This window comes from Bradyrhizobium lablabi (genome assembly GCF_001440475.1).
Taxonomy (GTDB): Bacteria; Pseudomonadota; Alphaproteobacteria; order Rhizobiales; family Xanthobacteraceae; genus Bradyrhizobium; species Bradyrhizobium lablabi.
Map to the genome: position 1 here is coordinate 142 of NZ_LLYB01000092.1, position 19596 is coordinate 19737.

Genomic DNA, 19596 nt, shown 5'->3' on the forward strand with positions numbered 1-19596 from the left:
AGCAGTTCGGCGAACCGATCGGCACGTTCCAGCTGGTCCAGGGCAAGATCGCCGACATGTACACCACCATGAACGCCTCGCGGGCCTATNATACGCGGTGGCCAAGGCCTGCGACCGCGGCGAAACCACGCGCGAGGATGCGGCCGGTGCGATTCTCTACGCCGCGCAAAAAGCCACGCAATGCGCGCTTGACGCCATCCAGCTCCTCGGCGGCAATGGCTACATCAACGATTACCCGACCGGGCGTCTCTTGCGCGACGCCAAGCTCTACGAGATCGGCGCCGGCACCAGCGAAATCCGCCGCATGCTGATCGGGCGGGAACTGTTCGAAAAGACGGCGTAACCTAGTTTCTACGCGTGCATTCACGCGCGTGCAGCAATCAGACGGGAGGGGTGCCGTGCGGCCCGCCTGCCGCCGGCTCCGCCATATGCAGGAATTCGTCAAACGCGACGGCGCCCTCCGCAATGGTGTGACAAGCGCGACTGTCGATGAAGAGTTGCGCGTCATGGTCAAAGATATCGACGATGAAAAGCGGCTGCTGCGCGGCGCCAGTCGGTGGGGCTGCGTGCATACGAATTTCATAGTCTCCGATCCACGCCAGAGAAATCGCCGTTACGTCACCCTCCGGTCGGGACAGCAGGCTGACATATGCTCGGGAAATTCTCAGCGTTGTAAAATTGTATTCTAACGCACGGCCCACAACAAAACCTCGCGCCTTGGTGGTCGGCCGCTTGATTGCCAACTCCGCCATTACGAGACGCTGGCGGAGAAATTAATATTTCGAAAGCCGCGGCACAGAATTCGGTGGTGCACGACCGTGCGGATCCTGGCTGAAGTTTGTCGCGGCGATCCCGGCGTCCGCTTTCAGAGCTGGAGCTGGAGCGGGCGCGGGGCAGGGTAGGGTAGGTCGGGATCTCCGCTCCTGACACCAAGCCGACATAAGCGGGAAGATTTCGCTGCCACGTACAAGCTTATAGGCGAGCGCCCAGGTTGAATCAGAAGTTTTGTGATAGCCGTCACATACCGACGAGAGCGGTCGTGCCAAATGTGGCCGCACCGGCGTCGGATGATAGCGCCGGCTAACTCAAAGGAGAAATGTGATGGCTGGACATGCAATCAGTGCAAAGAGCGAGGCTATGGAGCTGCACGAGCTGTCCTCCGAGGAGCTCGATTCGGTGTCTGGCGGCTTTTTCTCCCACTTCATTTCCCTCGCCTCCAAGGGCGGAACGGGCGGAGGTCAGGGCGATACGGGCGGAGGTCAGAACGATCCGTCCCAGATGTTTCAACAGATAATGCAACAACTGACTCAGGGGTGAGCTAGCTGTCGAGCACCGTTGCGGGATGGTTCTCCGGCGCGCTTGCCGGGATGTTAGCGTTGGCTAATTCAAAGGAGAAATATGATGACTGGAAATGCAATCAATCCAGAGGGCGAAGCTCTGGATCTGCACGAGTTGTCCGCCGAGGAGCTCGATTCGGTGTCTGGCGGCTCCCCCCGCCAGAAGGAAAACCAAGAGCAGTTGAAGGCGATGACGACATTTGCCCAGGCACTCCAGCGCGCGGGTATGATCTAAATCAAAGGAGAAACCCTCCACAAGGACGGGTGGCCCTTGCGTCGAAGCGGTGCGCCCCTGCTCTGCCATCTAGGTTGTCGCCGAACGCGCTTCGCGAGCGGCCATCAGCATCTGCTCAACAATGCCGTCGAACTCACTTTTGGCCATGAGATCAGTGGCAAACATTTCTTCGTATGATTTTTTGTATGGCTTCCACCAACGAAGATGGTTTCCCGCTCTCGCCAGCACCCGCGCCGCCGCTTCAACTTCCTCTGGTGGAGGACGCCATGCCATCCTTTATCCTCTCAAGGGTCACCTCAATTGGTTCCTATCACGCTAAGCCAGCGATGTCGCCTTGCCCTTATCGGACTTGCGGGAGGTCCGACTTGAGTCCGCAAACCACTGCAAAGCGGACCAGGACAAGCGATATCTGGCGCATGCTGATTGGGCGGGAACTGTTCGACAAAACGGCGTAACGTGCAGATCCACGTGCGGGGGCGGTTGGACTGGCGATGAAGGAGGCGGGCCATGCTGGCAATGGACGTCATGCGAACGAGTTTCGCAACCATCAAACCCAACGCGCCGTTGCTCAATGCCGTCCATCTCCTGTTGGAAACCAACCAACGGGGATTGCCCGTAGTCGACGACAATGAGTCGCTGGTCGGAGTCATCTCGGAAGGCGATTTTCTTCACCGGCGGGAGTTGGGAGTGAGTTGTCCAGCAGCCTTTTTGCTCGAATGGCTACTCGGAAGAGAGAAAGGTCAACTCGTCCGCGAGCGGATGCACGCCTTGCGGGTCGATGCCGTCATGACGCGCAATCCTGTTTGCGTGGACGAAACAGCCACAGTCGATGAGGTCGTCGCGCGGATGGACGATCACCAGATTTCGCAGGTGCTGATCCTCCGCAACGAGCGGCTTATCGGGATTGTTGGTCGTTTGCAGTTGCTCTTTGCGCTTGAGCGGTGCCTGAGCCGGCAAGGTTGACAGGAACCGTCCTGCGGCAGGATTGACCAGATCAAGCGCGCGGCTCCGCGGCGGAGCAATATGCAGCCGTTCCGCGGATGCTTGCTGGTTCTAGTGGGTCATCAAAACCCAGCATGGCGGGGATCCTACGACGGTGTAGGTGGCGCCCGGCATGAAGAACTCTCTCAGCCGGGAATGTCGGTAGGCTCCCATCACCAGAAGATCTATCGCGTTCTTCTGGACGTAGGCTTCGAAGACCTTTCCAATTGAGGCCCCGCCCTTGGGAATCACCTCGAACCCGGCCGTGATGCCATGGGCGGCCAGATGCTTGACGAGAGCTTCTCCGGATTCCCGCTCCGTCGGTGTTTCCTTGTCGGTCACGGTGAACACCGTCACTGTTTTGGCGCCTTGCAGGAATGGCATCGCATCCGCAACTGCCCTGGTGGCCTGTTGGCTGTGATCCCAGGCAATCGCAGCATGCTCGAACGAATTGGGCAACCGATCGGCTCCTCCTTCTGAAAAGATCAGGAGTGGACGCCCCGACTGGAAGATGAGTCCTTCGACCACCTTTTCATGCATTTCGTCGTAGGATCGGATGGGGACCAATGAAAGATCAATCGTCCGTGCGCAGTGTGCCAAATAGGACGAAAAATCCTCCGGCGCACAGCGTGTAATTGCTTTACGATACCCGACCCCAGCCTCACGCGCTGCAGCCTCCAGAACCGCCATCATCTGTTCGGCATTCTCAACGCTTGGTTTATGCTCAGGCGCTTCCATGGTGAAACGAGTGGAAAATGGCCTCGTATAGGTGCCGTCTTGCGGGCGAGCATCTACTTCAAATGAAACCGCCAGGATTTGTGCGTTCAAGTGCGCCGCAACCGACACGGATTTCTTTATTGCGGCTTCTTCGATCGCCACCGGATAGCTGACGAGCGGCAGCAGGATTTCGCGAATTGCCATGACCGGCCCTCCCAGTGCTTTGCGCATGGGAATCTGGGGCACGATCGAGATCGGCGGGTTGATCTACCTCAAAGTGTCGGGGCGGGTTGCAGCAAGGATTTCAAGCCGGCCGAGCGGCTATTGCGCGACAACTTCGGAGCCAACAAGGCTGGGCTTAGGGCTGACCCATGCACCGCAGCGACCGGAGATCCGTGAGGGTGCAACTGATCACCGTCGGAAAGCCCCAAGCGGTCGCCATCGCGTACACAAAGGCCATGGCTCCGAACAAACTGACCAAAAGCAAAACACCTTGAGTTCGACGATTCACGACCGGATTCCATCTTGCTGCGTACACGGCTGAGTTGCAGCCCTTAGCACCTTGGCTCAGATGCTCATCATAAGCTTGATAGCATTGGTCGCGTAAAAGCGTTTATCGCTCGTCCATTGTCGTATCCGTTGCCTCTATCGATTCAATGCGCTTTCCGCAGGAACGGCGAGAGCACCCTGATCGATGCGATTGGCCCGGCCACCTTCTGGTACTTATCGGACAGGTGAAGTTGGGGCTTTAAGTCCACAAACCGCCGCAAAGCGGACCCGGATCAGGCGAGATCCTCCCATCCCGATTTAAGAGTTCGCGCACTATAGGAACTCATTGTGGGACCTGGGTCACACACCAGTCGATGATTTTGTGGTTTTATCCGCCACCGTCGCGCTGGAGTTGAATCATGAACGAGATGAGCTGGCCCCCTCAGGTGCCGCCACCGCCGCCTTCGCCCGTGCCGCCGCCAATGCCGGTGGGGTTTTCCGGCAGCCGCAGCGACTTTTTCCATCTGGTCAAGCGCGGCGCAGGGCTGGAATTCGTCACCCTCGGCTTCTACCGCTTCTGGTTGCTTACCGATATCCGCCGGCATCTCTGGGCCAACACCCTGGTCGACGGCGACGCCGCCGAATACACCGGCCGCGGCAAGGAATTGCTGATCGGATTTCTGGTCGCAATGGCGATCCTGGTGCCGATCTATCTCGGCTATTTCCTGATCGGCCTCGAGGCGGAGAATATCCAGGCGTTTGCCAGTATTCCGCTGGTCGCCTTCTTCTATATTTTCGGACAGTTCGCGATCTACCGCGCGCGGCGCTATCGCCTGACGCGCACGGTGTGGCGCGGCGTGCGGTTCTGGATGAGCGGTTCGGGATGGAAGTATGCCTTGTATGCGTCCCTGTGGGGCCTGTTGTCGGCGGTGACCCTTGGGCTGGCGCTGCCGTGGCGCACAGCCGCGCTCGAGCGCTACAAGATGCGCCATTCCTTTTACGGCGACCTGCAGGGCAGTTTCGAGGGGCGGGGCTGGGAGTTCTTCAAGCGCGGCTGGTGGCTGTGGCTGCTCGCGCCGATCGCGTTTGTTGTGTACCCGATCGCGCCATTCATCTACGGGGCCTTCAAGGCGATCGAATGGCGCTGGTGGCTCTCGGGCATCCGGTTCGGCGGCGTGCGCCTGGAATCGTCCTTGCCCAAGAGCGCATTGATCGGCCTGTACTGGAAAGTCATCGGCTGGATCGTGGTGCTCGGACTGGTGTTCTCGGTCTATCTGGGGCTGGCGGCGGCGCTGGTCGCCAGCATGAGCGGCGATGCATTCGGCGAGTTTTTCACGTCGCAGGAATTCGCCAGGAGTATCCCGCTGCTTGTGCTCATGGGCATCGGCTACCTGGTATTTGCGCTGGCGATGAATATCGTAATCCGGGTCTACCTGGTGCGCGACCTCTGGGTGAGGGTGCTCGGCTCGGTCAATATCAGCGGCATCGAGGCGGCCGCCAACGTTGCCGCGCGCGGCGAGATGGCCAACGCGCTGGGCGAAGGATTTGCCGACGGCCTCGATGTCGGCGGCTTCTAGGGCTTCGGGTGTCGCATGAATAGCGAAGCGTCAGTTCCCGGCACATCGACCCTCGACGGTTCGGCAGCGTATTTCGACGGCGCGTCGAGCCGGCGGCGCATGGTGACGCTTCGCCTTGCCGACCAGCTCGAAATCGTCGAGGGCGAGCAGACGCTGGTGGCGTGGGCCTATGGCGATATCCGCCGCGCCGACAGTCCGACCGGCGTGCTGCGCGTGAGCTGCCTGACTGCGCCTGCGCTGGCGCGGCTGGAGGTTCGCGACGCCGCGCTTGCGAGCGAACTCGTCGCGCGCTGCGCCAGCATCGACGACCACATGATCGGCCGCCGTGGCGTCGCCACCATCGTCGGCTGGTCGATCGCGGCGGCGGTATCGATCGTTGCCGTGGTGCTGTTCGGGCTGCCGCTGCTGGCCGACCGCCTCACGCCGCTGGTGCCCGAAGCGTTCGAGCGGCGGCTCGGTGACGTCGCAGACACCCAGATCAAGAAGATGTTCGACGCCAAGGTTTGCGACAACGCGGCCGGGCAGACGGCGTTCACCAAGCTCGTCACCGCGATTCGCGAATCCGCCGGCCTCGACACGTCGGTGCAGTCGGGCGTGCTGTCGAGTTCGATTCCGAACGCCTTCGCGCTGCCGGGCGGCAAAGTCTATCTGTTCGACGGACTATTGGCGAAGGCCGAGAACGCCGACGAGATTGCCGGCGTGCTGGCCCATGAGCTCGGCCATCTCAAGCACCGCGACAGCATGCGCAAGCTGATCCACGACGGCGGCACGTCGTTCCTGATCGGGCTATTGTTCGGCGACATCACCGGCTCCAGCGCGCTGATCTTCGGCTCGCGTACGCTGGTGACGTCGTCGCATTCGCGCGAAGCCGAGCAGAATGCCGACAGCTTTGCGATCGATGCCATGCATCGGCTCGGCCGGCCGGCGAAGCCGGCCGGGGAGTTGCTGCTTCGGGTGACCGGCAAGGAAGGCAAGGGCCTGTCCATTATCTCCACTCACCCCCTGAGCGAGGACCGGCTGGCGCGGATGAGCCGGCAAGACCCGCCGGCCAGCGGACCGCCACTGCTCTCGACCGAGGAATGGAAGGCGCTCAAATCGATCTGCAGCGCCAAGATCTAGTGCCAGGATCTAGTGCCAAGATCTGATGCCGGCTACCTTCGGGCGCTTTTCCGCGCTCTTGCCGCTTCGATCGGCGTGGATGCGGCGCCGGCTGGCTTCAAGTCCCATACCGCCTGCATGGCCGAGAAGGCCTGCGAGATCATCGGCTCGTTTCGCCGCGACGCCAGGCAGGCGAAGCTGAGGTCGCAGGTCAGCGCCACCTTGTCGGCGATCACGATATTCCGTTTCGGCGCGACGCGGTCGAGCACGCAGTCGCGGGCGAGGCTGAGGCAGTCGCCGGATTCGACGAAGTCGATCATGGCTTCTTCCTGATCGGCGAAGGCAACGCGCTTCAGCAATGAGCCCATCGGCCGGAACACGTCGTCGAGCAGCCGCCGATGCACCGAGTCATACGGCGTCGCGATCCAGGGCAGGTCGGCGAGGTCGGCCCAATCCTTGCCCAACACCTTGTCGCTCCATTCCCGAGGCGCGATCACGCGGTAATCGAAGCGCATCAGCGGCATGAGCTCGAACTTGCCGTCGTCGATGGCCCGTTCGGACAATGTCCGTGACGCCAGGCATTCGGGCGGCGTGGCATCGACATAGTATCCGACGTCGAGTTCGCCCCTGCCGACCTGCGCCAGCACATCGTCGGTCATGCCGTAGCGAAGGAAAACCTCGGTCTTCTTCGATGAGGTGGCGAGGCTTCGCACGAACGGGCCGAGCCGGATCGACTCGGGATCCTGGATCGTGCCGACGCGCAGCGTACCCCGCAGCGATTCGCGCAGGGAATCCGCCGCCGTCCTGAAATCCGCCGAGGCCGATACCGTCCGGTGCGCCAGCGGCAGCAGGGCGGCACCCGCTTCCGTCAGGGTAAAGCCGCCCGGCGTCCGGTTGAAAAGCTGCAGCCCGGTGTTCTCCTCCAGGCCCTTCAGTTGCAGGCTGACGGCAGGCTGGGTGAGGTGCAGCAGCGTGGCCGCGCGCGACACCGTGCCTTCACGGGCCACGGTGATGAAGCAGCGCAAGGCCTGGATCCGAGGCAGGTCGTTCATTTGAAAGACTTATGCGAGTCGCCCATATCCAACATTAAATAGGATTTGCTCTTGGAAGTCACAACGTTTCGTAAATAAAACTTTGCGTTGTTGTGGGAATAAACGCGAATTGGTCTCTCCGCGCTATTCACCGCGTCGTGCAGATGGCGCTCGCGGAGCATTGAGAAGGGCCTGGACCTTTGGGGTGTTGGTCGATCAACTCACCCCGTCATTGCGAGGAGCTCGCGACAAAATTGCAAAGCAATTTTGCGCTGANTTCAGCGCGCGCGGAGCGATGGATTGCTTCGCTTCGCTCGCAATGACGGGGTGAGTCCACTGGCAAACTTACGCCCCCTCCATCGCGCACCATCTGGCGATAGATCTGCGCATTGGCGGCACAGCACGGGGCGTGGTCACTTACGGCAGGTTGTTGACCTTGCGCACCCAGGCGCGAACGTCGGTCAGCACGTCCGGCAACAACGCCTTGACCTCCTGCACGGTCATGCCGGGCTTGATCCGGGGGTCATAGAGCAGGTTGAGGAGATACTGGTCGTAGACGTCGAAATAGCCCATCGAGACATTGTCGTTGAACATGGTCCAGGGCACGCTCGACGTATCGTTGATCGGTCCCAGCGATTGCAGCAACTCCTCATAGGCGCAGTCGAAGAAGACGAAGTCGCCATTGTCGACGGTGAGGATCACGTCGGAGTGCTCGATTTCGAACTTTTCGTTCTTGCGAAAACCGGACAGGCATTGCGGGTCGAGCGAGGAGCGGATCTCGCGCGCCCGTTCGCTGCCGTAGAAGGTCGCGATCGTGCGATAGAGATCGCGGTCGCGCACCAGCTTGACCTGCACGTTGGCGTCTTCGAGGTTTCCGGCCATGGCGATGTCGAGGTGCTGAACGCGCGCGGCGATGTCGGCCACGATTTTCGCAAGCTGCGCCTTGCGGTCGGCCCGGCTGCCGTCGGCGAACACCCGCACCGGCCCGTCATATTTGCGGATGCGGTCGACGCGGCCGGCGAGATGATATTCGGCGCCGAAGGCGATCTTGAGAAAGCCTTCGGTAATCTCGCTGTCGGTGAAAATCTTTTTCTCGCTGCGCTGACGCTGCGCGACGGCGGGGATGTCGGCGAACGCCGGGCACGGCGGGAAAATCTCGCCGAGCGCCGCGGCGCTCAGGGCCGCCGCTAGCGTCCTTATCTGGAGGAATCGGCGGAGCGTGCGCATCCGAATGACGCTGCAGCAATCGGCGCGTGTGTGCAAGACCAGAAAGATCCGATCACGCGCTTGCGCGCATGATCGTGGTGGGTTCCTGGACGATGAGAGTCTAGTTCTTCACCACCACCGTGGTGCCGACCGAGACGCGGCTGTAGAGATCGGTCACGTCCTCATTGGTCATGCGGAAGCATCCGGACGAGACCGCCTGTCCGATCGTCTCGGGCTCGTTGGAGCCGTGGATGCGATACAGCGTCGATCCCAGATACATCGCCCGCGCGCCGAGCGGATTGTCGATGCCGCCGCGCATATGGCGCGGCAGGTCGGGCCGGCGCCGGAGCATCTGGGCCGGCGGGGTCCAGCTCGGCCATTCCCGCTTCGCGCTGATGCGATGGGTTCCACTCCAGCGGAAGCCGTCCCGGCCGACGCCGATGCCGTAGCGGAGCGCCTGGCCATTGGCGAGCACGAGATAGAGCCGGCGCTCGGCGGTGTTGATGATGATCGTGCCGGGGGCGTAATTGCCGGTGAAGTACACGGTCTGGCGCGGGATCGGGCTCGATCCGCTGGGCATGCCGGGCCGGAAGAAGCCGGGGCCGCCGCCCATGATGTCGCGCGAGTCTTCAAAGAGGCCTGGAAATAAACCTTGGGCCTGCGCCTGGCCGGCCCCGGCCAGCATGGTCAGCGCCGCAAACAACAAAGCAAAAGCCCTGGTCATCTTTTTCTTCCTCGCGAAAAAAATCTGAGTATGAGAGGACAAAGGCCATAATTGCGGCGGTCGTGCAACCAACGAGCCTGTGACATCAGCCATTTTCAATCCCCGCGGTTAAAAAAGGCAACATGCCCTACGCGATGGCTGCCTTGTTCCGCTAACCTTTGACGAAATGTGTGAACAATGATTGATCGTTGGCGGCTCCTGAAAAAGATCGCGAAGGGAACGAGAGCATGAACGGTGCGGAAAGTCTGGTGCGGACATTGGTCGCGGGCGGGGTGGACGTCTGCTTCACCAATCCCGGCACCTCGGAGATGCATTTCGTCGCCGCACTGGACCGGGTCGAGGGGATGCGCTGCGTGCTCGGTCTGTTCGAGGGCGTGGTGACGGGCGCCGCCGACGGCTATTACCGCATGAAGGGCACGCCGGCCTCGACGCTGCTGCATCTCGGCCCCGGCCTTGCCAATGGTCTGGCCAATCTCCACAACGCCAAGAAGGCCAATTCCGGCATCGTCAACATCGTCGGCCAGCACGCGACCTATCACATCGGCTACAATGCCCCGCTGACGTCTGACATCGAGGGGCTGGCGCGGCCGATGTCGTCCTGGGTGCGGACCTCGCCGGACGCCAAGTCGGTCGCCGCCGACGGCGCCGCGGCCATCGCCGCGGCCAAGAGCTCGCCGGCGCAGATCGCCACCCTGATCCTGCCTGCCGATACCGCCTGGAACGAGGCCGACGGCATCGCGCAGGTGCCTGATGACAACCAGCGCGCCAGTTATTCCGCGCAAGCCGTGGACAATGCCGCCAAGGTGCTGCGCAACGGCGGCGCGTCGACGCTGCTGCTGATGACCGGCAGCGCGCTCACCGAGCACGGGCTGGCGCTGGCCGCCCAGATCGCGGGCAAGACTGGCTGCAAGGTGATGGGCCAGACCTACAATCCGCGCATGGCGCGCGGCAAAGGCCGCTTCGCGATTGACCGCATCCCTTACGTGATCGAGCAGGCGCTGCCGATCCTGAAGGACTTCAAGAACATCGTGCTGGTCGAGGCCAATGATCCCGTGGCGTTCTTCGCCTATCCGAATAAGCCGAGCATGCTCAAGCCGCAAGGCTGCGAGGTGCATCGCATGACCACGGGCGCCGAAAATTCCGTCGCCGCGCTGGAGGCGCTGGCCGGCGCGCTGCATGCCCAGCCGGCCGACCGGAAGCCGCAGAAAATGGTCGAGCTCGCCAAGCCGACCGGCGCGCTGACGCACGCCTCGATCGCACAGGCGATCGCACTTGCGATCCCGGAAAACGCCATCGTGGTCGACGAATCCGTCACCACCGGCCGCGGCTTCTTTCCGCCGACGGCGGCGGCCGCTCCGCACGACTGGCTGCAGAACATGGGCGGTTCGATCGGCTTCTCGACGCCGGTCGCAACCGGTGCAGCGGTGGCGTGCCCCGACCGCAAGGTGATCTGCATGGTCGGCGACGGCAGCGCGATGTACACGCTGCAATCGCTCTGGACGCAGGCGCGCGAAGGCCTCAACGTCGTCACGATTGTCTTTGCCAACAAGATCTACCAGATATTGCGCGGTGAATTCGACGGCGTCGGCGCCGGCGAGCCGGGACAGCGGGCGCTCGACATGCTCAAGATCGACCGCCCGGACCTCGACTTCGTCGCGCTCGCCAAGGGCATGGGCGTGCCGGCCCGTGCGGTCGCCAATGCCGACGATTTCAACAAGGCCTTAGCGGAAGCCGTCGCCGAGCCGGGGCCGCGGCTGATCGAAGTGCAGATGTAGAGCGACAATGGTCTGAAAGTTTTGAGCTAGCCGGAATGCCGCAATTGTGAAATCGTCATTGCGAGCCAACGGGCCGCGCGTATGCGCGCCCGATGACTGCTCCCTTGCGCAAACGCTTCGCGTTTGTCGCAGGCAATGACGGTGCGGAGGCCAGATGCAGACCGAACTGAACAAGGTCGTCACCGCACTTCACGAGTTCTACGCGCGCGAAGCCTATCTGCTCGAAAAAGACGTCGGCGAGCGCGCGCTGACGCATCGCCTGGCGGTGCATTTCGAACCGCAATTCGCGGGCTGGGAGATCGATTGCGAATACGACCGGCTCGGCGATCGCACGTTGCGGCTGCCGCATGGCTCGACCGTCTCGACCGACGATCATCTGGCGAAATCGATCTATCCTGACATCGTGGTGCACCAGCGCGCGATCCCCAACAATCTGCTCGCGGTCGAGGTGCGCAAATCGGCCAATCATCAGCCGCTCGAGCATGACCAGCACAAGCTGCGGGCGCTGACCGACCCGCATTTGTGGTTCGCCTACTGGATCGGCGTGATGCTGACGCTGGGCAAGACCCATGTCACGATGTCGGAAGTCTATACCAGCGGCGTTTACGACCAGGCCCTGTCCGGCTGGTTCGCAGGCCGGCTGAAGGATGCAGGACTAAGCGCGGGATAGCTGCGCGAACGGAGAAAACTTGATGACATTTGCTCGATCGATCCTGGCCATCGCATTCGTCGCCGCCGCACAGCATGCGCTGACGCAGCAGGTGTGGGCGCAGACGGCTCCCGCGCCCGATCTGGAAGCCATTCTGGCCAATCCCAAAATCGTCAAGACGCTGGACGACATCAAGGCCGACGACGAGCGAACCTTTGCCGAGCAAAAGCGCATCACCGAAATTCCGGCGCCGCCGTTCAAGGAGAAAGTCCGAGCCGAATATTACCAGAAGCGGATGCAGGAGCTCGGCTTCAAGGACACATCGATCGATGCCGAGGGCAATGTGATCGCGCTGCGCAAGGGCAGCGGCGGTGGCCGGCCCAAGCTCGTGGTGTCGGCGCATCTCGACACGGTATTCCCCGAAGGCACCGACGTGGCCGTGAAGGAGAAGGACGGCGCGATCATCGCACCCGGCATCGGCGACGATTCGCGCGGGCTCGCGGCGATGCTGTCGCTGATCAAGGTGATGAACGAAAATGGGATCGCAACCGTCGGCGACATCCTGTTCGTCGGCACGGTCGGTGAGGAAGAGCTCGGCAATCTGCGCGGCGTGAAGGCGCTGTTCCGCGATCACACCGATATCGACGGCTTCATCTCGATCGACGGGCTCGGCATTACGCGGGTCGTCAATCAGGCGACCGGCAGCCATCGCTACGAGTTCACCTTCAAGGGCCCCGGCGGGCACTCGTTCCAGGAATTCGGCTTGCCGAGCGCGACGCATGCGATGGGCCGGGCGATCGCAAAGATCTCGGAGCTGCAGCCCCCCTCCGATCCGAGGACGACCTTTACCGTGGGCACCGTGACCGGCGGCACCTCGGTCAACGCCATCGCCGCGGAAGCGCGGATGGCCGTCGACATGCGCTCGAACTCCACCGAGGAACTCCTGAAGCTCGAGGCGCGGCTGCTCGAGCTCGTCAAGGAAGCGGTGGCGGATGAAAACGCGCGCTGGAAGTCCGACAAGATGACGGTGGAGGCAAAGCTGATCGGCGACCGCCCGGCGGGCATCGTCGCGATGGATTCGCCGATCGTGCAGGCCACCCAGCGCACGGTCGCGGCCGTTACCAAGGGACCGCGCCCGACCTTTGCCGGCTCGTCCACCGATTCCAACATTGCGATGTCGCTCGGCATTCCCGCCGTCACCATCGGCGGCGGCGGCGAGGGCGGCAACTGGCACTCGCGCAACGAATGGTACAAGCCGACCAATGCCTGGTACGGCCCGCAGAACGCGCTCTTGACCGTCCTGATCCTGACCGGGCTCGACGGCGTGACCAAACCGGCGCTGGCGGTGCGAAAAGCCGCCAAATAGGTCCAAACCCGCCCTCAAAACCGTGTTTCGGCCGTTAACCATGCCCCCGATTGGACAAATTGTCGGCAAATTGCGGCCAAAGCGGTAACCGAAACTTCCCCGTAGTAATACCGGCGTAGGGGGAGTGGCATGGCGTACAGGATCGTGGCGGAACGCAAGGACGAGACCGTCAGGATGGACCGGAGCAGCATGCTGGTGGCGGTCGCCAAGGCGCGGGTCTGGGCCAGCGAGGGGTGGAAGGTCACCATCATCGTCGGCGACGAAGACGAAATCGCACCGGCCGATGCACGCCGGCTTTCCTACGTCTGATTGAAGACTGGCGCGCCGTCTCACTCACGGCCGCCAAATAGCCGGGAACCGGGAACCCGGTCCGGCGTTATGCTTGCGGGCAGGCTTTTTGGAGCAACGCCATGCAGTGGCGGTCCGCAACCACAGGCGCCGCCGACCTGATGCGCGGCATCAGCGACGACGACAACAAGTCCTACGCAACCGGATGGACCATCAGCGGGCTAGCGACGCTAGCCACCATCGTCGCGATCTGGCTGTTCGGGATCTGATCTAAACTTCATCTCTGCGCGACCCGCTTGCCGCCGGTCACGAGCAGTCCCGCCTTGCGCCCGATCAAGAGGCCAAGCACCACCAGCAGACACCACACCGGAAAGAAGAACAAAGTGAGGATGCCGGCCTCCTCAGGGTCGGTGCGCAGCAGCCATCTGACGAAGCCGATCGGTGCGAACAATCCGGCCGCGCCGCCGGCAAGGGTTGCGATGGTCGTGATGAGCTTCCGGGCTGTCATCTGCTATCTGGCAATCGGATCGTCAAAACAACTGGCTGTAAACGTGACGGGCAGCAGAGCAATTGTGGAGGTCGTCCTCGCAGTCTCGCTTGCGGTTCGCCGACGGCGTCAAGCTGCGGTCGAAGCCGCGCTACCGAAAGCTTGCGATCGTGGCCTGTTCTCTAATCATCCCACGTGCGCTCCCCGCATCGGCATTCGAACATGTGGACGATAGCGCCCGTGCGGGAGTTCACCATCGTTCGAACCAGCTTCAATCTTTCACCGCAGGAACGGCAGGTTTTTTGCGTCTCGCTTTCCAAAACGGCGATCTTCTCACCGAGGAATAAGTCCATGATCGCCCCCCTCCCAAGTCGTTGCCGGGAATGATTCGCCAGGAGCCGGGAAAAACCAACCGAGATTATTTGGCCAGAATCACTTTCGGCCGCTGCGTTGCCTTCCTGCATCGCGGATGGGGCGGGCGGGCTTTCCCGGATGGGATGGCCAAGTCATGCGGGGGGATCGATGCTGCAACGCACTACGCCTTCGCCACAAGCTTGTCTCAAAGTAACCCGAATCACGCTCTTATCTTGCGTACCAGCGCAGACGATTCCTTTCGTTTATTGAATGCTTTGATGATGGTTCAGGAAACCGACAGAATTGTTGTCGGCCGACGCTTCAAGATGAGCGTGCTCGGAGCCGATCGATTCCCGGAGCTGGCTGACCGGACCGGCGTCGTTGTCCACGTCAGTCACAGCACCACCGGCATCACCGTGCTGTTCGATGGCGCCAAAAGACCGACAGTTTTGCACAGGGATTTTATATCTCTGGTCTAAGGTAGGGGATCCCGGCGCCGCCAGGCATACTGCTGCGTCACACAAAGCCGGTCGTCAGTCGCCGCCCACGCGGCTGTCGGATGGCTAACCTCTGCTCGTGCCTCGTGCTGAATACCCGTGTCGGCTGTCCGCATGGTAAGGCGATCACGCGCGAACTGGCCGCAGTCGCCGGCCGATCCATAGGGAGATCGAAACCCCGTGCAGGCGGTTTCAGGCAGCAGGCGCGACGTTGCGCCGCCGGTACGCAAACGCCCCAAGGTCTGCCTATCACGCCATCGCGGTCCTGGTGGACCCCGACGCCAGGCTAGTGCCCGCAGTCGGTACGCTCCGGACGGCGCTCGATCTCACACCGGCGGAAGCGCGCCTGGCGATCGCGCTGCAGGCGGGGGACGATATCGGTGAGGCCGCCACCCGCCTGAACATATCGCCTGAAACCGTGCGGAAGCAGCTCAAGGCAGTCTTTGCGAAGACGGGCGTGCGGCGTCAGTCCGATTTGATTGCGTTGCTTGGAAATCTGTTGCCGAGCGCGTGATGCCCCGTCGGGCGTCCGTCCCTATCTGGGGCAGGCCTGCGGGATCAAAAACTGCCAACCTTCGTTCGGACTCGTTGTTGCGAATGGATTTGAAAGACGTAGAAAATAATGCTGCCGATGCTGGCGGGATTGACCGATCCGGTCGAAGGCAAATGGTGGGCGCAGAAGGGGGCGAACCGTGTCCAGCGGTTCACGACGGTACCACTGCCACACCCGAACGGATGTAACCGATATCATGTCTACCGTCCGAACGTTTGCGATCCGAATTAGCGACTCGGCTTTTGGCTTGCCGAGGTGACATTCTCTCTTGGGTGCGGGCGGCGTCGGTCCAGTCGGCGCGAAGCAATCTAGGCAGGGCAACAGCCATGGGTCGTCGGGGTGTATCGGAGGGCGTTCCTTTGGAGCGCAAGCATCTGTTCGGGCACGATGCCCCGGACGCGTGGTGGCTTCCCCGGAATTCGTGGTCACTCTTCCCGATCCACACGGGAGATAACAGCGCCGGCAATGGCGGCAACGGCCATTTTGCCGGGAGCCTGATCGACACGAGCTACGCTGCGTTCGAGCCGCTCAACGTGGCACAGGCCGGCTCTCATGCCACAGCCAACGCCTATCAGACGAACATCGTCTATCTCGATCAATCCGCGACCCAGATCGCGGGAGTTGGCGGTGATGGCGGCAACGGGAATGTCGCATCAGGCGGAGACGTTGATGCGTTTGGGCCCACTGGCCTACGCGGCTTTTCGGGCATGATCGGTACCGGCGACAATGGCGCCGGCAACGGTGGCGATGGCCACTTTTCCGGATCGATGGTGCATGCGCCTGTCGCGGTCTATAGCCCGATCAACATTGCGGTGGCGGGCTCCCATTCGACTGCCGACGCCCATCAGACGAACATCGTCCATCTTGATCAATCCGCGACCCAGATCGCGGGAGTTGGCGGTAGTGGCGGCCATGGGAATGCCGCATCGGGCGGAACGATCGGCGCGTCCGGATCTGCTGCCTCGGGCGAGATCAGTACGGGCGAGAACAACGCCGGCAACGGTGGCGACGGATACGCCTATGGGGGCGTCGTTCACGCGACCTTTGCGTTTTACTATCCGATCAACATCGCGGTGGCGGGATACAACTCCACGGCTCACGCTGATCAGACAAACAATGTGGTGTTCGATCAATCCGCTGTTCAGAAAGCCGGCGTTGGCGGCGATGGCGGGAACGGCAACGCCGCGACCGGCGGAACTGCGGACATTTTCCCTTCCATCTTCGATTTGATCGGCTCCGACGTCATCGCGACCGGCCACAACAGTGCTGGCAACGGCGGCAACGGCCATTTCGCAGGAAACATTGTCGATATCGACGTGGCCATCTACGCCCCGATCAACATCGCAGTGGCGGGATACAATTCAACCGCCGAGGCTCATCAGAGTAACCACGTCCAGTTCGATCAGAGCGCGATCCAGATTGCCGGCATCGGTGGCGACGGCGGCCACGGCAACGTTGCCCTTGGCGGCGATTTCGCCACGCACCTGTTGGCGGACCTTCACCTGCTGGACCATCTTGCCTAGGGCCTTTTCCGTTTTGATCGAATCGAAACGGCGCTCCAGGTTCTGATTTGACGCGTCTTGCTGGCGCGAACCTCTCCGCTTCACTTGAAAATGCTTGAGCGGCACTGAAGCTGCCCGGATCCCGGCAGCGAGAGGTAGCATTTCGGGCGTACACCTTCGCTTCGAATGGCATCAGCTTTGGCGGCTAGACCGATCCGGTGTCCAAATCCAAGATCGTTACTGTCCACATTGGGACGCACAGTGTGCAAACCAGGGAGACTCACATGGCAAGGGCATCATTTCCTTCCGATACGATCACGTTCAAGGCATCGACCGGCGGCAACAGCGCAGGGAACGGTGGAGACGGTTACAACGAGGGCAATATCATCAGCAACCCGACCATCAAGTTCAACCCGACCAACAAGGCCGAGGGCGCCGACGTTCACGTCAAGAACGGCGATGACGTTTATCAGAAGGCATATTGGGACGCCGGGGGCGCGAATGCCAAGGCGGAGAAGCATTCCAAGGCGGAGGGCGGAAAGGCCGTCTCGAATGGCGACCAGGAATCCGAGAGCGGCCACAACAAATCCGACGTGGATGCCAACACGAAGGCCTATCAGGACAACTGGCTCGCTGCGGATCAGAGCCAGACCGTGATGGCCGGCGTCGGCGGCGACGGCGGTAACAACAACAAGGCGGAAGGTGGAGATATCCACTTCAAGGCCAGCATCGAATCCGCGAACCTGAACGACGTGCTTAACGATTCCAAATACTTCCATATCGACGATTCAGGCATGTTCAGCTGATCATGCCTTTGAGGGGTGAGACCGGCGGCGCAAATGCCGCCGGTTCTCAATTCGTCGCGGAGGCGACGAGGAATGGGCGGAAGGTTCGAACTTCAGATCTGGCGGGACCGCAATGCTGATGCCACCGCTCCAGCTGCAGACAATGTCGCCATCGCGGACGCCGTTGAAATCGGCGTTGCGGGCGTGCGCGGGGTCGTTCGGACTCGTTTTTGCATATAGCTGCAGCTACAATCTCCTTCTTCTCGCGCCTTCCATCTATCTGCTTCAGATCTATGATCGCGTGCTGTCGAGCCGCAGCGGCGATACGCTCCTGATGCTGACGCTCATCGTCGCGTTTACCGTCGTGGTTGGCGGGGTGCTTGATGCACTGCGCCGCGCGGTGTTGGGCCGGATGGGCGAGTGGCTTGAAGAAGAACTGCATCCGGCAGCGGTCTCCGCGTGCTTCAAATGCGCCCACACCGACCGGGCACGGGCATCGGAAGCCTATCGCGATCTTGCGACCCTGCGTCAGCTCGCCCAGTCCGGCGCCTGCTCGACCTTGTTTGACGCGCTCTGGACGCCGCTCTTCCTCGGCGTTCTCTTCCTCGTGCATCCCCTTCTGGGAGTGATAGGCGTGCTCAGCGTGCTTTTCCTGCTTGGTCTTGGGCTTGCCGAAGACAGGCTCACGGAAGCACCGCTGATGCGGTCGGCTGGCGCGCTGACGAGGAGCCAGGGATGGTTCGGCATGGCCGTCGGAAACCTTCACGTGATCAGGGCCATGGGAATGTTCGATGGCGCCGCGCGCCTCATCCGTCAGGCTGCACAGGATGCGAGAAGCCAGCACGAGGTGGTCCAACGCCGCCATGAAACCATCATGCTGATCTCCAAACCGGCGCGGGCGTTGGCGCAGGTCCTGATCATGGGTGCCGCCGCCTGGCTCGTCCTGGCGCAAAGCAGAAGTCCCGCCATCATCTTTGCCACGACCCTGTTGTTCGGACGCGCGCTTGCGCCCGTTGAAGGGGCGGTTGCAGGCTGGAAGGCATTCGCGATGGCCTTGGCTGCCTACCGCCGGCTCAACGATATCATGTCAGCTGTCACCACGGCTGCGAATGTCGGGGGCCTCCCCGCGAGCCCGAGGGGCAGCCTCATCGTCAACAATGTTGGCGTCGCTGTGCCGGGATCGGACCACTGGATGTTGAAGGATGTGTCGTTCAGCATCGCTTCCGGTGAGTGCCTGGGCATCATTGGTCCATCTGGCTCCGGCAAATCCACGCTCGGCAGGATCATCACCGGAATCTCCGTACCGACGGCAGGCTCGGTCCTGCTCGACGGCATCGACATTTTAGCCCTGCACGATTCGGGCGGCGGAGGACGCCTCGGCTATCTTCCGCAGGATATCGATCTGGTCGGAGAAACGGTAAAGGACATCATTGCACGGCTGGACGACGCCGATTTGCAGAAGGTCATCGAAGCAGCGAAGCTGGCCGGCCTTCACGAGACGATCATTCGGCTGCCGCAGGCGTACGATACGGTCGTCAATGGTGGAGGGGCCAATCTCCCACGCGGGTTTCGGCAGCGCCTTGGCCTTGCACGGGCGTTTTTTGGCGACCCGCACCTCGTAGTCCTCGACGAGCCCAATTCCAGCCTGGACAGTCTCGGCGAGCGCATGCTCTTCGACGCCATTGAGCGGATGAAGGCGGCCAATACAACGGTCATCATCATCACTCACCGGATAGGGATCCTCGGCGCAACGAACAAGCTTGCCATCATGCAGGGCGGCGCGATCAGCGCGTTCGGTGACAGCAGGGAGGTTTTCGAAAGGTGTGTGGCAAGACCTCAGGTTGCTTCGCGCGAATTTGTGTCATGACGATTTCACTCGCTCACGTCGACGTCCAGAAGGTTGCGCGGTGGCTGAGAGCGGCGCCGCCGGTGCTTCGCGACCGGC

22 protein-coding genes and 1 pseudogene are annotated in these 19596 nt (G+C 61.8%); 16 read left to right on the top strand and 7 right to left on the bottom strand.

Annotated elements, in window-relative coordinates:
• Nucleotides 1–90: 90 nt before the first annotated feature.
• A pseudogene (locus CQ14_RS46805) lies at nt 91–343 on the top strand (acyl-CoA dehydrogenase family protein); the annotation flags it as partial.
• 37 nt (nt 344–380) lie between these two features.
• Here CQ14_RS46805 and CQ14_RS26660 read toward each other — a convergent pair.
• Nucleotides 381–752 carry a hypothetical protein gene (locus CQ14_RS26660; RefSeq protein ID WP_057860808.1) on the bottom strand — a complete coding sequence of 124 codons (372 nt, stop codon included), beginning with the start codon at nt 750–752 and terminating at the stop codon, nt 381–383.
• A gap of 349 nt (nt 753–1101) precedes the next feature.
• Between CQ14_RS26660 and CQ14_RS26665 the strand changes: the two genes are divergently transcribed.
• A complete protein-coding gene (locus tag CQ14_RS26665; protein WP_057860809.1) occupies nt 1102–1317 on the top strand; it encodes a hypothetical protein in 216 nt (71 codons plus the stop codon).
• Nucleotides 1318–1401: 84 nt separating this feature from the next.
• Nucleotides 1402–1572 carry a hypothetical protein gene (locus CQ14_RS43910; protein WP_156435452.1) on the top strand — a complete coding sequence of 57 codons (171 nt, stop codon included), beginning with the start codon at nt 1402–1404 and terminating at the stop codon, nt 1570–1572.
• 69 nt (nt 1573–1641) lie between these two features.
• Here the strand turns inward: CQ14_RS43910 and CQ14_RS43915 are convergent, their stop codons facing one another.
• On the bottom strand, nt 1642–1845 hold the full coding sequence (locus CQ14_RS43915; protein ID WP_156435454.1) for a hypothetical protein: 204 nt from the start codon (nt 1843–1845) through the stop codon (nt 1642–1644).
• A gap of 234 nt (nt 1846–2079) precedes the next feature.
• Between CQ14_RS43915 and CQ14_RS26670 the strand changes: the two genes are divergently transcribed.
• Nucleotides 2080–2535: a CBS domain-containing protein gene (locus CQ14_RS26670; RefSeq protein ID WP_057860810.1), complete on the top strand. Its 456-nt coding sequence runs from the start codon at nt 2080–2082 to the stop codon at nt 2533–2535.
• A gap of 90 nt (nt 2536–2625) precedes the next feature.
• Here CQ14_RS26670 and CQ14_RS26675 read toward each other — a convergent pair whose 3' ends face one another.
• Nucleotides 2626–3474: a universal stress protein gene (locus CQ14_RS26675; protein ID WP_063800429.1), complete on the bottom strand. Its 849-nt coding sequence runs from the start codon at nt 3472–3474 to the stop codon at nt 2626–2628.
• A gap of 704 nt (nt 3475–4178) precedes the next feature.
• On the opposite strand from CQ14_RS26675, the gene CQ14_RS26680 reads away from it, so the two are divergent.
• Nucleotides 4179–5336: a DUF898 family protein gene (locus CQ14_RS26680; RefSeq protein WP_082650049.1), complete on the top strand. Its 1158-nt coding sequence runs from the start codon at nt 4179–4181 to the stop codon at nt 5334–5336.
• Nucleotides 5337–5351: 15 nt separating this feature from the next.
• Nucleotides 5352–6455, top strand: a complete 1104-nt coding sequence (locus tag CQ14_RS26685; protein WP_057860812.1) for a M48 family metallopeptidase — start codon at nt 5352–5354, stop codon at nt 6453–6455.
• Nucleotides 6456–6487: 32 nt separating this feature from the next.
• Here the strand turns inward: CQ14_RS26685 and CQ14_RS26690 are convergent, their stop codons facing one another.
• The 3 genes from CQ14_RS26690 to CQ14_RS26700 all read right to left on the bottom strand — a co-directional run bounded on the left by CQ14_RS26690 (nt 6488) and on the right by CQ14_RS26700 (nt 9395).
• Nucleotides 6488–7486 (bottom strand): LysR family transcriptional regulator, encoded by a 999-nt coding sequence (locus CQ14_RS26690; RefSeq protein ID WP_057860813.1) that lies wholly within the window; start codon nt 7484–7486, stop codon nt 6488–6490.
• 396 nt (nt 7487–7882) lie between these two features.
• Nucleotides 7883–8692 carry a DUF2927 domain-containing protein gene (locus tag CQ14_RS26695; protein ID WP_082650050.1) on the bottom strand — a complete coding sequence of 270 codons (810 nt, stop codon included), beginning with the start codon at nt 8690–8692 and terminating at the stop codon, nt 7883–7885.
• Between the two features lie 100 nt (nt 8693–8792).
• Nucleotides 8793–9395: a L,D-transpeptidase gene (locus CQ14_RS26700; protein ID WP_057860814.1), complete on the bottom strand. Its 603-nt coding sequence runs from the start codon at nt 9393–9395 to the stop codon at nt 8793–8795.
• Between the two features lie 227 nt (nt 9396–9622).
• Between CQ14_RS26700 and CQ14_RS26705 the strand changes: the two genes are divergently transcribed.
• The 5 genes from CQ14_RS26705 to CQ14_RS44820 all read left to right on the top strand — a co-directional run bounded on the left by CQ14_RS26705 (nt 9623) and on the right by CQ14_RS44820 (nt 13742).
• Entirely contained in the window at nt 9623–11170 is a 1548-nt protein-coding gene (locus tag CQ14_RS26705; protein WP_057860815.1) for an acetolactate synthase large subunit, read from the top strand.
• Between the two features lie 154 nt (nt 11171–11324).
• Complete coding sequence (locus CQ14_RS26710) at nt 11325–11840, top strand: hypothetical protein (RefSeq protein ID WP_057860816.1); 516 nt, start codon at nt 11325–11327, stop codon at nt 11838–11840.
• A 22-nt stretch (nt 11841–11862) separates the two neighbouring features.
• Nucleotides 11863–13185, top strand: coding sequence for a M20/M25/M40 family metallo-hydrolase (locus CQ14_RS26715; RefSeq protein ID WP_057860817.1), 1323 nt, complete (start codon nt 11863–11865; stop codon nt 13183–13185).
• 129 nt (nt 13186–13314) lie between these two features.
• Complete coding sequence (locus CQ14_RS26720) at nt 13315–13494, top strand: hypothetical protein (RefSeq protein ID WP_057860818.1); 180 nt, start codon at nt 13315–13317, stop codon at nt 13492–13494.
• 101 nt (nt 13495–13595) lie between these two features.
• Entirely contained in the window at nt 13596–13742 is a 147-nt protein-coding gene (locus CQ14_RS44820) for a hypothetical protein (protein ID WP_199805624.1), read from the top strand.
• An 8-nt stretch (nt 13743–13750) separates the two neighbouring features.
• Here CQ14_RS44820 and CQ14_RS26725 read toward each other — a convergent pair whose 3' ends face one another.
• Entirely contained in the window at nt 13751–13981 is a 231-nt protein-coding gene (locus CQ14_RS26725; RefSeq protein WP_057860819.1) for a hypothetical protein, read from the bottom strand.
• A gap of 362 nt (nt 13982–14343) precedes the next feature.
• Here CQ14_RS26725 and CQ14_RS26735 point away from each other — a divergent pair, with 362 nt between their 5' ends.
• From CQ14_RS26735 to CQ14_RS26755, 5 genes are all read left to right on the top strand, one after another.
• On the top strand, nt 14344–14793 hold the full coding sequence (locus CQ14_RS26735; RefSeq protein WP_156435456.1) for a hypothetical protein: 450 nt from the start codon (nt 14344–14346) through the stop codon (nt 14791–14793).
• 286 nt (nt 14794–15079) lie between these two features.
• Nucleotides 15080–15325 (top strand): helix-turn-helix transcriptional regulator, encoded by a 246-nt coding sequence (locus tag CQ14_RS26740; protein ID WP_156435459.1) that lies wholly within the window; start codon nt 15080–15082, stop codon nt 15323–15325.
• A 311-nt stretch (nt 15326–15636) separates the two neighbouring features.
• A complete protein-coding gene (locus tag CQ14_RS26745; protein WP_156435461.1) occupies nt 15637–16887 on the top strand; it encodes a hypothetical protein in 1251 nt (416 codons plus the stop codon).
• A 263-nt stretch (nt 16888–17150) separates the two neighbouring features.
• Nucleotides 17151–17672 (top strand): hypothetical protein, encoded by a 522-nt coding sequence (locus tag CQ14_RS26750; RefSeq protein WP_063800428.1) that lies wholly within the window; start codon nt 17151–17153, stop codon nt 17670–17672.
• Between the two features lie 112 nt (nt 17673–17784).
• Nucleotides 17785–19518, top strand: a complete 1734-nt coding sequence (locus CQ14_RS26755; RefSeq protein ID WP_082650051.1) for a type I secretion system permease/ATPase — start codon at nt 17785–17787, stop codon at nt 19516–19518.
• Nucleotides 19519–19596 lie beyond the last annotated feature (78 nt).

Coding starts and splice junctions, on each gene's coding strand:
- CQ14_RS26660 (WP_057860808.1), bottom strand. CDS start 752: ATGGCGGAGTTGGCAATCAAGCGGCCGACCACCAAGGCGCGAGGTTTT.
- CQ14_RS26665 (WP_057860809.1), top strand. CDS start 1,102: ATGGCTGGACATGCAATCAGTGCAAAGAGCGAGGCTATGGAGCTGCAC.
- CQ14_RS43910 (WP_156435452.1), top strand. CDS start 1,402: ATGACTGGAAATGCAATCAATCCAGAGGGCGAAGCTCTGGATCTGCAC.
- CQ14_RS43915 (WP_156435454.1), bottom strand. CDS start 1,845: ATGGCATGGCGTCCTCCACCAGAGGAAGTTGAAGCGGCGGCGCGGGTG.
- CQ14_RS26670 (WP_057860810.1), top strand. CDS start 2,080: ATGCTGGCAATGGACGTCATGCGAACGAGTTTCGCAACCATCAAACCC.
- CQ14_RS26675 (WP_063800429.1), bottom strand. CDS start 3,474: ATGGCAATTCGCGAAATCCTGCTGCCGCTCGTCAGCTATCCGGTGGCG.
- CQ14_RS26680 (WP_082650049.1), top strand. CDS start 4,179: ATGAACGAGATGAGCTGGCCCCCTCAGGTGCCGCCACCGCCGCCTTCG.
- CQ14_RS26685 (WP_057860812.1), top strand. CDS start 5,352: ATGAATAGCGAAGCGTCAGTTCCCGGCACATCGACCCTCGACGGTTCG.
- CQ14_RS26690 (WP_057860813.1), bottom strand. CDS start 7,486: ATGAACGACCTGCCTCGGATCCAGGCCTTGCGCTGCTTCATCACCGTG.
- CQ14_RS26695 (WP_082650050.1), bottom strand. CDS start 8,692: ATGCGCACGCTCCGCCGATTCCTCCAGATAAGGACGCTAGCGGCGGCC.
- CQ14_RS26700 (WP_057860814.1), bottom strand. CDS start 9,395: ATGACCAGGGCTTTTGCTTTGTTGTTTGCGGCGCTGACCATGCTGGCC.
- CQ14_RS26705 (WP_057860815.1), top strand. CDS start 9,623: ATGAACGGTGCGGAAAGTCTGGTGCGGACATTGGTCGCGGGCGGGGTG.
- CQ14_RS26710 (WP_057860816.1), top strand. CDS start 11,325: ATGCAGACCGAACTGAACAAGGTCGTCACCGCACTTCACGAGTTCTAC.
- CQ14_RS26715 (WP_057860817.1), top strand. CDS start 11,863: ATGACATTTGCTCGATCGATCCTGGCCATCGCATTCGTCGCCGCCGCA.
- CQ14_RS26720 (WP_057860818.1), top strand. CDS start 13,315: ATGGCGTACAGGATCGTGGCGGAACGCAAGGACGAGACCGTCAGGATG.
- CQ14_RS44820 (WP_199805624.1), top strand. CDS start 13,596: ATGCAGTGGCGGTCCGCAACCACAGGCGCCGCCGACCTGATGCGCGGC.
- CQ14_RS26725 (WP_057860819.1), bottom strand. CDS start 13,981: ATGACAGCCCGGAAGCTCATCACGACCATCGCAACCCTTGCCGGCGGC.
- CQ14_RS26735 (WP_156435456.1), top strand. CDS start 14,344: ATGATTCGCCAGGAGCCGGGAAAAACCAACCGAGATTATTTGGCCAGA.
- CQ14_RS26750 (WP_063800428.1), top strand. CDS start 17,151: ATGGCAAGGGCATCATTTCCTTCCGATACGATCACGTTCAAGGCATCG.
- CQ14_RS26755 (WP_082650051.1), top strand. CDS start 17,785: ATGCTGATGCCACCGCTCCAGCTGCAGACAATGTCGCCATCGCGGACG.